A 12171-nucleotide genomic window follows, 5' to 3' on the forward strand; every position below is an offset into this window, starting at 1 on the left:
CCGGCGACGGCCGGGGGTTCACTAGGAGAACCCGCAACATGACGGTTACCGCCAACCAGGTTCTGCGTCCTCGCGGTCCGCAGATCGAACGCCTTACCGACACCCGTGCAAAGGTCGTTATCGAACCTTTGGAGCGGGGTTACGGGCATACGCTGGGCAATGCCCTGCGTCGCGTGCTGCTGTCGTCCATCCCGGGCTTCGCCATCACGGAAGTCGAAATCGACGGCGTGTTGCATGAGTACACCACGGTCGAAGGTCTGCAGGAGGACGTGCTGGAAGTCCTGCTCAACCTGAAGGACGTGGCCATCCGTATGCACTCCGGCGACAGCGCCACCCTGTCCCTGTCCAAGCAGGGCCCGGGCGTTGTCACCGCTGCCGACATCAAGGTTGACCACAATGTGGAAATCTTGAACGGCGACCATGTGATCTGCCACCTGACCAAGGACACGGCAGTCAACATGCGTCTGAAGATCGAACGTGGTTTCGGCTACCAGCCGGCTGCCGCGCGTCGTCGTCCGGACGAAGAAACCCGTGCCATCGGCCGTCTGGTCCTGGATGCCTCGTTCTCGCCGGTCCGCCGCGTCGCCTATGCCGTGGAAGCGGCTCGCGTCGAGCAGCGCACCGACCTGGACAAGCTGGTCATCGATATCGAGACCAACGGCACCATCGATGCCGAGGAAGCCGTGCGCACCGCCGCCGACATCCTCAGCGACCAGCTGTCGGTGTTCGGTGACTTCACCCACCGCGACCGCGGTGCGGCCAAGCCGGCCAACAACGGCGTGGATCCGGTGCTGCTGCGCCCGATCGACGATCTGGAGTTGACCGTGCGTTCGGCCAACTGCCTGAAGGCCGAGAGCATCTACTACATCGGCGATCTGATCCAGAAGACCGAAGTGGAGCTGCTGAAGACCCCGAACCTGGGCAAGAAGTCGCTCACCGAGATCAAGGAAGTGCTGGCTCAGCGCGGCCTGTCGCTCGGCATGAAGCTGGAGAACTGGCCGCCGGCCGGCGTCGCCAGCCACGGCATGCTGGGCTGATATCGGCAATGCCTGAAGGCTCCACCGGCAACGGTGGAGCCTTCAACCGGTTTACCAAACATGCCACGACGAACCCCAGGTTCGCGGGCAGGGCGTCCAGGACGGGCGACCAGGACCATCCGCAGTCCACGCAGCAACGCCAGGATGGCGACAACGATCCGCACAGTCTCATCATTAACCAAGGAATATCACCATGCGTCACCAGAAGTCTGGCCGTAAGTTCAGCCGCACCAGCGCCCACCGCGAAGCGATGTTCAAGAACATGGCCGCCTCGCTGTTCAAGCACGAGCTGATCAAGACCACCCTGCCGAAGGCCAAGGAACTGCGCCGCGTTGCCGAGCCGCTGATCACCCTGGCCAAGGTCGACTCCGTCGCCAACCGCCGTCTGGCCTTCGCCCGCCTGCGCGACAACGAAGCCGTGGGCAACCTGTTCACCATCCTGGGCCCGCGCTACGCGAACCGTCCGGGCGGCTACCTGCGTCTGCTGAAGTGCGGCTTCCGCGCCGGCGACAACGCACCGATGGCCTACGTCGAGCTGGTTGACCGTCCGGCCGTGGCCGAGGAAGTGGCCGAGTAATCGGACCGCTCCAACGCGACACAGTGAAAGCCCGGCATCCGCCGGGCTTTTGCATTTCTGCGGGGGCGGAACGCGTGCCGCAGGTACGGGCTCTGACCCTCACCGTTCCGACAGGCGTCACCTGTGGCGGTTCGAATGGCGCGCTCTCTCGGTTACGCTTGGCGCCTGATCACTTGAGCGTTGACGATGAATCCACTGCGCTGGCCCTTCCGCGCCCAGTTCTTCCTGGGCTTCCTGATCTGCGCGGGCCTGCTGGGCTACGCGATCTTCCTGCAGCTGAAGATGGGCCTGGAGCCGTGCCCGCTGTGCATCTTCCAGCGCCTGGCGTTCGCCGCCCTGGGCCTGTTGTTCCTGATCGGTGCGTTGCACGGTCCGTCCAACCGCCCTGGCCGGGCGACCTACGGCATCCTCGCCTTCATCGCTGCGGCGGTGGGCGTGGGCATCGCCGCGCGCCACGTCTATGTGCAGATGCTGCCGCCGGAGATGGGCGCGACCTGCGGCCCGCCGTTGAGCTTCCTGCGCGAGACGATGGGCCCGCTGGAGGTGTTCCGCACGGTGCTGACCGGCACCGGCAACTGCGGCAACATCGACTGGACGTTCCTGGGCCTGACCATGCCGATGTGGTCGGGCGTGTGGTTCGTGCTGCTGGCGCTGTGGGCGCTGGTGGTGTCGCTGCGCAAGGTCAAGCGCTGAACGTAGCCACGCATGGCGTGGCTCTACCGGGTAGTGCCGGCCGCTGGCCGGCATACCGTGGAATTGCCGGCCAGCGGCCGGCACTACCTCAGAAGTCCTGCTGCAGGCTCAGGTAGGCGCCGCGGCGCGGTCCCCATTGCGGGGCAAATACACCGACGCCGCCGCCGTCGCGCAGCTGGTAGCTGCGATCCAGTGCGTTGATCACGGCCACCTGCACGTGCAGCGGATGCGCGCTGTCGGCGTTGAAGTCATGCCCGGCGCTGAGGTTCACCTGCAGGTACGACGGCAGCTCGCCGCCGTTGGGCACACCCTCGATATCCGAACGCAGGCCACTGCCGAACACGTAGTTCGCACCGATCCGGTTGTGGCCGGCGAAGGCATAGCTGAGGCCGCCGGACGAGGTCAGTTTCTGGTCGTGGTCCAGGTGGATCCAGTGGTCGGCGACGTAGGCCAGGGCGTCAGGGTCGAGGTTGTACTGGCCGGTGATGACCTGGGTGCCGAGGGCCTTGTTGTATGCCGCATTGAAGTAGGCGCTGAACGGGCCGTTGCTGTAGTCGGCACTGAACTCCAGGCCACGGATGTGGCCGCGGCCATAGTTGAAGGTCGAGTAGATGTACGCGGCGCCGAACTGGCCTTCGTCCTGCAGGCGTGCAACGCGGCGGTCGTACGCGTCCAGGCCCAGGGTCAGGTGTTCGCCCAGCTGCTGCGAGACGCCGATGTCGTAATAGTCACTGCGCTCGGCCAGGGGCGTGGTGTTGCCGCCGCTGGGCTGCTGGTTGGTGGTGCCGTCGTACAGCGCGATGTCGCTGCTGGCGATCAGCTCGCTGGCCGGTGGCGTGAAGTAGCGTGAATAGCCGGCGTGCACGGTGGTGCTGTCGCTGGCATTCCAGACCACGCCCACGCGCGGGCTGAGCTGGCCTTCGGTGTGGCCGAAGGCCTTGTAGCGGTCGCCACGCAGGCCGTAGTTCACCGTCCAGTCGTCGCCGATCTTCCATTCGTCCTGCACGTACAGTGCCAGCGTGCTGGCATGGAAGGCGCTGCGGTCGGGGATCAGCCGCGGCGTGGTACTGGACTGCTGGCCGCTGTCGTCCACCGGGAACACCCAGCTGTTGTTGCTGGCCTGTGCGTTCTCGTAATTGCCATACAGGCCATAACGCAGGGTGTGGTCGTTGCCCAGTGGCGTGGAGAAATCGGCCTGCAGGGTGTTGGCGCGGTTGCTGCGCTGCACCTGCGAGGCGACGCCGCTGAACACCAGGTCGCCGACGACATCCGGATTGAACGCCACATCGCTGTAGCGCTGCCCGGCCGAGAGCTGATAGGCGGTGGCGCCGAGCGTTCCCTGCAGCACCAGCATGCCGAAGCGGGTGGTCTCGCGCTGGGTCTGGTCCAGTTGGCTGGAATCGAAGGTGGTGGTGTCGAGATAGCCGAACTGCGGCGTCTGGCCCGGATTGACCGGAATCTGGAAGCGGTTGTTGGCGAAGCCGGCAAACACACTCAGGCGCGAGCTGTCGTTGACCAGGTAGGTGAGGTCGGCGAACGCCTTGCCCTGATGGGTATCGTCATGCAGCGGCCTGCGCGCGTTGGTGGGGTTCTCCAGGCCAACATCGTTCTGGTCGTAGTTGCCGGTCAGGAACCAGCTCCAGCGCCCCTGGCTGCCCCACCAGGAGGCATTCGGGTTGAGCTTGCCGAATGATCCGGCGGTCAATCCGGCACTGCCGCCGTTGCCAAGCTCGGCGCCGCTGCGGGTGGTGATGTCGACCACCGCCGCCGTGCGCTCGCCGAACTGTGCCGGCAGCGCGCCGTCCATCAGGCGGATGCTCTTGATGGTGCGGGCGTCCAGGGTCTGGCCGAAGCCGGAAATCGACTCGGGCAGCAGGACGCCGTTGATGCGGTACTGCAGATTGGCGTGGTCACCGCGGACATGTACGCCGCCGTAGGAGTCCTGCACCACGCCGGGCGCCTGCAGCAGCACCTGGCTGAGCGGCGCGGAGGCGCCCAGCGGCTGCTTCTGGATGTCCTCGGCGGTGATCTGGTACTGGCTGGCGCCGATGTCCGGCGACAGTGCATTGCGGGCCTGGTCGAGCTGGGCGTGGACGGTGACCGCGTCCAACTGGGTGACCGGCGCGGCCGCATCATTGGCGGCGGCAGCGAAGGCTGGGAGGCTGGCCACGGCCAGGACGAGGGTGATGCCGGTAGCAAGAGGCGAGGGCTTCATGGGAGGGGCGGAGCCTGGGGCGTAGGAGGGGCCGGTCCGTGACGTGTCAGTGTTACTCCGTAACAAATCATGCGCCTGTTGGAGCCGCCATGGACATGCCGTGTCTGGCCGCTCGCGGTGCCCTTTCCCCGCCGTTCAGGCTGCCGGGCGCCGCCCTGGCCCTTTGCGACAGCCGCCAGCTCTGCGACCATGACCGCCCCCACCCCGGAAGTCTGCAATGAGCCTGTCCGCCGTTCCGCCCGTGTCCGATCCTGCCGCAGGCGCTGTTGGCGCCGCCTGGACGCCGGAGAGCTGGCGTGGCAAGACCGCGCTGCAGATGCCGACCTATCCCGATCCGGTGGCGCTGGACGCGGCGCTGCACGAACTGAAGCGGCTGCCGCCGCTGGTCACCTCCTGGGAGATCCTGGCGCTGAAGCAGCAGCTGGCCGAGGCCCAGGAGGGCAAGCGCTTCCTGCTGCAGGGTGGCGACTGTGCGGAGAATTTCAGTGACTGTGAATCGGGCACCATCTCCAACCGCCTGAAGGTGCTGCTGCAGATGAGCCTGGTGCTGGTGCACGGCCTGCGCCAGCCGGTGATCCGCGTGGGCCGCTTCGCCGGCCAGTACGCCAAGCCGCGCTCGGCCGACACCGAGACCCGTGACGGCGTGACCCTGCCCAGCTACCGCGGCGATGTGATCAATGCGCCGGCGTTCACCGAAGCGGCGCGCCTGCCGGACCCGAAGCGGATGCTGCAGGCTCACGCGCATTCGGCGATGACAATGAACTTCGTGCGGGCGCTGATCGACGGTGGCTTCGCCGACCTGCACCACCCCGAGTACTGGAACCTGGAGTGGGTGCGGCATTCGCCGCTGGCCGCCGAGTACCAGAAGATGGTGGCCTCCATTGGTGATGCGGTGCACTTCATGGAGACCCTGGCCGGGGCCCGCGTGCACAACCTCAACCGCATCGATTTCTACACCTCGCACGAAGCGCTGCTGCTGCCCTACGAGCAGGCGTTGACCCGGCAGGTGCCGCGCCAGCAGGGCTGGCTGAACCTGAGCACGCATTACCCGTGGATCGGCATGCGCACCGCCGCGCTGGATGGCGCCCATGTCGAGTACCTGCGGGGTGTGCGCAACCCGATTGCGATCAAGGTCGGGCCGTCGGTGTCGCCGGACCAGCTGCTGCGCCTGATCGACGTGCTCAACCCGCACGACGAACCGGGCCGCCTGAGCTTCATCCACCGCATGGGCGCGGCACAGATTGCCGAAAAGCTGCCGCCGCTGCTGGATGCGGTCAAGCGCGACGGCCGCCGCGTGCTGTGGGTGTGCGATGCGATGCATGGCAATACCGAAAGCACGGCCAATGGCTTCAAGACGCGCCGCTTCGACAACGTGCGTGGCGAAGTGGAGATGTCGTTCGACCTGCATGCGGCCGCAGGCACGCGCCTGGGTGGCGTGCATCTGGAGCTGACCGGCGAGGACGTGACCGAATGCACCGGTGGTGCGCGCGAACTGACCGAGCGTGACCTGGAGCGTGCGTACCGCTCGACGGTGGACCCGCGGTTGAACTACGAGCAGTCGCTGGAGATTGCGATGGCGATCGTGCGCAAGCAGGAACAGGTGCGGTAAGTGTGTTGCGGCAGGGCTTGCAGCCCTGCACCTGCTGCAATCAACGGCAACGGCAACGGCAACGGCAACGGCAAAAGCAGAAGCGGCATTCCGTGGGATGGTGGGACGGTGTGGGTAGTCAGGACACGCCGTAAACCCATCCATGGGGCTCGATGGCGCCATCCATGGCGCCAACGGTCCTGCCTACCCACACCGTCCCACCTCTGACGGATTCCTGCGGCGGTTGGTAGGTGTCGACCTTGGTCGACACGGTGGATCCACGCCTTGCATGGATGAATCTCCATCGACATCGAATATTTCGATTTCGGAACGATTTGAGCCGAGCGTGGCTCGGCTCTACAGAAGAGCGGGCAGATCGCGGAACACTGTCGAAGGCGGGGTGGGTCCGGTTGCGGGGGCGTGAGCCGCATGGATGCGGCGACCGAGCCTCCATGGACGGATTCACGGCGTCCCCCGCAACCGGACCCACCTCGCCATCCCACAGGAAATCCGCTTCTGCTTCGGCTGTTGCTGTTGCTGTTGCTCCAGCTCGCAGCAGGTGCAGGGCTGCAAGCCCTGCCGACCAACACCCTGCTTACGAACGACTGACGCGACGCTCATGCCCCATGCGCGAGGCTGTCCGCTTGGCTGTTCGAGTGGAGGTAGCAGCGGTGCACTGGCAAAGCGCACAGGCCTACGCATGGCCGTTGGGATTGGCCGCATTGGTCGGCGGCATCGGTGCGTGGTTGATCCTGTGGATCTACCATCGATTGAAGGGACGTGATCGTCGGCGTGCGCGCATCGGGCGTGTGCTGGGGTTGCCGATGGCGACCGCCTGGCCGCTGCTGCTGCTGATCCCTGCATTGCAGGCCACGCCCCTGCAGGATCCGTTGCTGGGCCACCTGCAGCATGTGCTGCACATCGCACTTACGGCCTGCTTCATCTGGTTGCTGGTGCGTGCGGTGGCGGCCGGCGAGCGGGCGATCCTGCGCAGCCATCCCATCGATGTCGCCGACAATCTGGAAGCGCGCCGCATCCAGACCCAGACGCGGGTGCTCAGTCGCGTGTTGATGGGCGGCATCATCGTGCTCGGCGCATCGCTGGTGCTGTTGACCTTCCCGATGGTGCAGAAGATCGGCACCGCGCTGCTGGCGTCGGCGGGCCTGATCGGCCTGGTGGCGGGTATCGCGGCCAAGCCGGTGTTCGGCAACCTCATCGCCGGTCTGCAGATCGCGCTGACCCAGCCAATCCGGCTGGATGACGTGGTGATCGTCGAAGGTGAGTGGGGGCGTGTCGAGGAAATCGGCAGCAGCTATGTGGTGGTGCGGGTCTGGGACGAGCGGCGCATGGTGGTGCCCCTGACCTGGTTCATCGAGAATCCGTTCCAGAACTGGACGCGACGCAGCGCGGATCTGCTGGGGACGGCATTCCTGTGGTTGGATTATCGCGCGCCTATCGCGGCGATCCGCAGTGAGCTGGAGCGCATCTGCCGGGGTGAAGCGCTGTGGGATGGACGCGTCTGCGTGACCCAGGTAACCGAGACCAGTGAACGCGCGATCCAGGTACGCCTGCTGGTCAGCGCGCGCAGTTCCGGTGATGCGTTCGACCTGCGCTGTCTGGTGCGCGAACGCATGCTCGATTTCCTCGCGCGTGAGCATCCACAGTCATTGCCGCAGGTACGTGCGCGCGTGCAGCACGAGGACGAGCAGGACATGCCGCGCGGGCCGCGGGCACGCACGGCGGATGTGCGCTCGCCGGGTGCGGAAGACGGCGAGGCGGCGATCGTGCCGGTGGAGGCCGACCCGCTTCTGTAGAGCCGAGCCGTGCTCGGCTGCTGTCGATCTTGCGTTGAAGCCGAGCGTGGGCTCGGCTCTACAGAAGCAGGGTCACGTTGCGCGAACGGCGGGATGATCGAGCTGCCGGCCAGCGGCCGGCACTACCGGAGGTCAGGATTCGCCGGCGTCACCGCAGGTCACGGCTCGTCGGCGTCGATCAGGGTGTCGGTATCAAAGTGCGGTGGCCGTCGCGCACGCGTGCGTTGTTCATAGGCGTAGGCCATTTCGATCAGCTTCGGTTCGCTCCAGGCGGTGCCCATGAACAACAGGCCCACGGGCAGGCCGTTGATCTGGCCCATCGGCACGCTGAGGCTGGGATAGCCGGCCACGGCGGCGGCGCCATAGCTCTCGCCGGGGAAGTCGTCTCCTTCGCTGCGGATCGGCCAGGCCACACCGGTGGTCGGCGCTACCAGTGCATCCAGCTGGTGGGCGGCGAGGGCGGCATCGATGCCTTCCGGGCCGGCCAGCCGGCGCGCATCGCTGCGTGCACGGATGTAGGCGGGGTCGGCCAGGCCGGCGGTGGCGTCGGCCTCCACCAGCAGCTCCTGGCCGAACAGGCCCAGCTCCTGCTTGTGGTGCGCCTGGTTGAAGGCGATCAGGTCGGCCAGGCGCCGCAGTGGCGCCCGGTGCGTGTTGAGGTAGCGCTCCAGGCCGGCCTTGAACTCGTACAGCAGCACCGTGCGCTCGGCCTCGGCCCACGCGCCCTGGTTGGGCAGTTCCACCGGCACCACCACCGCACCGGCGCGGCGCAGTTCGGTGGCCGCCTGTTCCATCAGCGGTGGCATGCCCCGGTAGGTCAGCAGCGGCGTCTGCAGCAGGCCGATGCGCTTGCCTCGCAGGCCCTGCGGGTCCAGGCGCGCGGTGTAGTCATAGACCGCGCGGCCGGGCATGGTCGCGGTGGCCGGGTCGGCGTCGTCGCGGCCGGCGATCGCGGTCAGCACGGCCGCCGCGTCGGCCACGCTGCGCGTCATCGGCCCGGCGGTGTCCTGGCTGAAGGAGATCGGGATGATGCCGTCGCGGCTGACCAGCCCGACGGTGGGCTTCAGGCCAACAACCCCGTTGATTGCGGCCGGGCAGACGATGCTGCCGTCGGTTTCGGTGCCGATGGCCACGCTGGCCAGGTTGGCCGCCATCGCCACCGCGCTGCCGCTGCTGGAGCCGCAGGGGGAATGGCTGAGGCGGTAGGGGTTACGGGTCTGGCCGCCGCGCGCACTCCAGCCGGAGATCGAGTCGTTGCCGCGGAAGTTGGCCCACTCGCTGAGATTGGTCTTGCCCAGCACCACGGCGCCGGCCTCGCGCAGGCGTCGCACCAGGTAGGCATCGTCAGGACGGAAGCCCTGCAATGCCAGCGAGCCGGCCGTGGTGCTCATCGGGGCGGCGTTGATGTTGTCCTTCAGCAGCACGGGAATGCCGTGCAGGGCACCGCGCACGCGGCCGTCGCGGCGCTCGCGGTCGCGCGCGGCGGCTTCTTTCAGTGCATCGGGGTTGAGCTCGATCACCGCGCGCAGGCGTGGCCCGGCACGGTCCAGGGTGGCGATGCGCTGCAGGTAGGCCTGGGTGAGGGTGGTGCTGTCCAGTTCGCCGGCGGTCATCCGCGCCTGCAGGTCGGCCACATCGGTTTCGGCATAGGGGAAGGGCACGTTGCGGCTCGCAGGTTCGGCGGCATGCGCGGTGGACGCGGCCGGACTGCAGCCAGCCGAAAACAGCGCAGGCAGCGCGCCGAGCAGGCAGATCAGCAGAGGCGGCAAGGACGGGCGCATGGGGCGGCTTGGTCGGCTCCAATCCCCAGTGTAGCCGGTGCTCAGCGGTGACGCTTGCGCAGGTCGCGGGCCAGTACGTAGACCACGATCAGGTTGATCGCCAGGATCGTCCAGGAGGGCCAGCCGGGGTGGCGGATGATCGCGAAGATATCGAAAGGCAGGTACAGCGAGGCGGTCAGGCAGCCCAGCCAGGAGGCCCAGGCCTTGGCCCGCCACAGGCCCCAGGCTTCGACCAGGTGCAGCAGGCCGTAGCCGATCATCCCCGCCGCGGCCAGGTGCACCGCGTCGGGGCTGATCATGTGCAGCAACGAGGGCAGGGTGCCATGGTCCGGATCCAGGCTGAAACGCCGGATCAGGACCATGATGCCGTGCCGTAGCGGCTGCGGTCCGAGCACTTCCAGCCCGGTGGCAGCCAACAGCGCCAGCATCGCCTTGCTCGCTTCGAGCAGGGCGATGACGTGGAGACCCGGATGCCGGTGCGGATCCGGGTTGTAACCGCTCGGGTTCACGGGGTGCTGGCTCAGCCGCCGCGCGAAGCCTTCTTGCGGTCGCTTTCGGTCAGGAACTTCTTGCGCAGGCGGATCTCCTTCGGGGTGATCTCGACCAGCTCGTCGTCTTCGATGAAGTCCAGGGCCTGTTCCAGCGAGTACTTGATCGCCGGGGTCAGCTGGATCGCATCGTCCTTGCCCGAAGCGCGCATGTTGGTCAGCGGCTTGGTCTTGATTGCGTTGACGGTCAGGTCGTTGTCCTTGGAGTGGATGCCGACCAGCTGACCTTCATACACGTTGTCGCCTTCAGCAGCGAAGAGCTTGCCGCGCTCCTGCAGCGGGCCCAGCGAGTAGGCCGGCGTGGCACCCGGTGCATTGGCGATCATCACGCCGTTGATGCGCTTGGCGATCGCGCCCTGTTCCTTCGGACCGTAATGGTCGAACACGTGGAACAGCAGGCCCGAACCCTGGGTGAGGGTCTTGAACTCGTTCTGGAAGCCGATCAGGCCACGGGCCGGGATCTGGTATTCCAGGCGCACACGGCCCTTGCCGTCCGGCTCCATGTTCTTCAGCTGGCCCTTGCGGGTGCCCAGCTTTTCCATCACGCCGCCCTGGTGCACTTCTTCGATGTCCACCACCAGCTGTTCGATCGGCTCCATCAGCTGGCCGTCGATTTCCTTGATGATCACTTCCGGGCGCGACACGGCCAGCTCGTAGCCTTCGCGACGCATGTTCTCGATCAGCACCGACAGGTGCAGTTCGCCACGGCCGGAGACCAGGAACTTGTCGGCGTCTTCCAGCTGTTCGACCTTCAGGGCCACGTTGTGGACCTTTTCACGGTCCAGGCGGTCCTTGATCTGGCGGCTGGTCAGGAACTTGCCACCGGACAGGTCCTTGTTGCCGGCGAACGGCGAGTTGTTGACCTGGAAGGTCATCGAGATGGTCGGCTCGTCGACGGTCAGCGCCGGCAGTGCTTCCGGGGTATCCGGGGCGCAGAGGGTGTCGGAGATGGTCAGCTCCTGGATGCCGGAGATGGCCACGATGTCGCCGGCTTCGGCCGAGTCCTGCTCGATGCGCTCCAGGCCCAGGAAGCCCAGCACCTGCAGCACCTTGCCGTTGCGCTTCTTGCCTTCACGGTCGATGACCGCGACCTGCATGTTCTTCTTCAGGGTGCCGCGCTGGATGCGGCCGATGCCGATGACGCCCACGAAGTTGTTGTAGTCCAGCTGGCTGATGCGCATCTGGAACGCGCCTTCCGGGTCCACTTCCGGCTTCGGCGCGTGCTGCATGATCGCTTCGTACAGCGGGGTCATGTCGCCGTCGCGCACGGTGTCTTCCAGGCCGGCGTAGCCGTTCAGGGCCGAGGCGTAGACGATCGGGAAGTCCAGCTGCTCATTGGTCGCGCCGAGCTTGTCGAACAGGTCGAAGACCTGGTCGATCACCCACTCCGGACGCGCGCCCGGACGGTCGATCTTGTTGACCACCACGATCGGCTTGAAGCCCATCGCGAAGGCCTTCTGGGTGACGAAGCGGGTCTGCGGCATCGGGCCGTCCATCGCGTCGACCAGGATCAGCACGGTGTCGACCATCGACAGCACGCGCTCGACCTCACCGCCGAAGTCGGCGTGGCCGGGGGTGTCGACGATGTTGATGCGGTTCTTGACGCCGGTCCGCTTGTCTTCCCAGGTGATGGCCGTGTTCTTGGCCAGGATGGTGATGCCGCGTTCCTTTTCCTGGTCGTTGCTGTCCATCACGCGCTCGGCGAGGACGGTGCGCTCGGACAGGGTGCCGGACTGCTTCAGCAGCTGGTCGACCAGGGTGGTCTTGCCATGGTCGACGTGGGCGACGATGGCGATGTTGCGAAGATTTTCGATGGACATACGAAAGGGGCCAGTCGGCGCCGGATTTGGAAAAAGAAGTCCAACATTATACGTCGAACTTGACGATTCGCGAAAAGGTCGATTTCACGCCCGGGCTG

At 66.3% G+C, this 12171-nt stretch carries 9 protein-coding genes; 5 read left to right on the forward strand and 4 right to left on the reverse strand.

Annotation, left to right across the window (positions count from 1 at the left end):
- Window positions 1–38 precede the first annotated feature (38 nt).
- The 3 genes from N4G47_RS02535 to N4G47_RS02545 all read left to right on the forward strand — a co-directional run bounded on the left by N4G47_RS02535 (window position 39) and on the right by N4G47_RS02545 (window position 2307).
- On the forward strand, window positions 39–1037 hold the full coding sequence (locus N4G47_RS02535) for a DNA-directed RNA polymerase subunit alpha (RefSeq protein ID WP_004145453.1): 999 nt from the start codon (window positions 39–41) through the stop codon (window positions 1035–1037).
- Between the two features lie 193 nt (window positions 1038–1230).
- The gene (rplQ, locus tag N4G47_RS02540; protein ID WP_053519752.1) at window positions 1231–1614 is read left to right on the forward strand and encodes a 50S ribosomal protein L17; all 384 of its coding nucleotides are present in this window, start codon (window positions 1231–1233) and stop codon (window positions 1612–1614) included.
- A gap of 186 nt (window positions 1615–1800) precedes the next feature.
- Window positions 1801–2307 (forward strand): disulfide bond formation protein B, encoded by a 507-nt coding sequence (locus N4G47_RS02545; protein ID WP_409460948.1) that lies wholly within the window; start codon window positions 1801–1803, stop codon window positions 2305–2307.
- Window positions 2308–2395: 88 nt separating this feature from the next.
- Here the strand turns inward: N4G47_RS02545 and N4G47_RS02550 are convergent, their stop codons facing one another.
- Window positions 2396–4522, reverse strand: coding sequence for a TonB-dependent receptor (locus N4G47_RS02550; protein ID WP_475285021.1), 2127 nt, complete (start codon window positions 4520–4522; stop codon window positions 2396–2398).
- 217 nt (window positions 4523–4739) lie between these two features.
- On the opposite strand from N4G47_RS02550, the gene N4G47_RS02555 reads away from it, so the two are divergent.
- Both N4G47_RS02555 and N4G47_RS02560 read left to right on the forward strand, forming a co-directional pair.
- Entirely contained in the window at window positions 4740–6131 is a 1392-nt protein-coding gene (locus tag N4G47_RS02555) for a class II 3-deoxy-7-phosphoheptulonate synthase (protein WP_475285023.1), read from the forward strand.
- A 605-nt stretch (window positions 6132–6736) separates the two neighbouring features.
- The gene (locus tag N4G47_RS02560; protein WP_475285025.1) at window positions 6737–7924 is read left to right on the forward strand and encodes a mechanosensitive ion channel family protein; all 1188 of its coding nucleotides are present in this window, start codon (window positions 6737–6739) and stop codon (window positions 7922–7924) included.
- A 158-nt stretch (window positions 7925–8082) separates the two neighbouring features.
- Here N4G47_RS02560 and N4G47_RS02565 read toward each other — a convergent pair whose 3' ends face one another.
- From N4G47_RS02565 to typA, 3 genes are read right to left on the reverse strand one after another with little or no spacing between them, the layout of a single operon-like run.
- Window positions 8083–9705 (reverse strand): amidase, encoded by a 1623-nt coding sequence (locus N4G47_RS02565; protein ID WP_475285027.1) that lies wholly within the window; start codon window positions 9703–9705, stop codon window positions 8083–8085.
- A 41-nt stretch (window positions 9706–9746) separates the two neighbouring features.
- Window positions 9747–10214: a DUF2127 domain-containing protein gene (locus N4G47_RS02570; RefSeq protein WP_049467554.1), complete on the reverse strand. Its 468-nt coding sequence runs from the start codon at window positions 10212–10214 to the stop codon at window positions 9747–9749.
- Window positions 10215–10225: 11 nt separating this feature from the next.
- Window positions 10226–12073 (reverse strand): translational GTPase TypA, encoded by a 1848-nt coding sequence (gene typA, locus N4G47_RS02575; RefSeq protein ID WP_107229964.1) that lies wholly within the window; start codon window positions 12071–12073, stop codon window positions 10226–10228.
- Window positions 12074–12171 lie beyond the last annotated feature (98 nt).

It is taken from the genome of Stenotrophomonas sp. GSD10 (assembly GCF_056172695.1).

Coding starts and splice junctions, on each gene's coding strand:
- N4G47_RS02535 (WP_004145453.1), top strand. CDS start 39: ATGACGGTTACCGCCAACCAGGTTCTGCGTCCTCGCGGTCCGCAGATC.
- rplQ (WP_053519752.1), top strand. CDS start 1,231: ATGCGTCACCAGAAGTCTGGCCGTAAGTTCAGCCGCACCAGCGCCCAC.
- N4G47_RS02545 (WP_409460948.1), top strand. CDS start 1,801: ATGAATCCACTGCGCTGGCCCTTCCGCGCCCAGTTCTTCCTGGGCTTC.
- N4G47_RS02550 (WP_475285021.1), bottom strand. CDS start 4,522: ATGAAGCCCTCGCCTCTTGCTACCGGCATCACCCTCGTCCTGGCCGTG.
- N4G47_RS02555 (WP_475285023.1), top strand. CDS start 4,740: ATGAGCCTGTCCGCCGTTCCGCCCGTGTCCGATCCTGCCGCAGGCGCT.
- N4G47_RS02560 (WP_475285025.1), top strand. CDS start 6,737: ATGCGCGAGGCTGTCCGCTTGGCTGTTCGAGTGGAGGTAGCAGCGGTG.
- N4G47_RS02565 (WP_475285027.1), bottom strand. CDS start 9,705: ATGCGCCCGTCCTTGCCGCCTCTGCTGATCTGCCTGCTCGGCGCGCTG.
- typA (WP_107229964.1), bottom strand. CDS start 12,073: ATGTCCATCGAAAATCTTCGCAACATCGCCATCGTCGCCCACGTCGAC.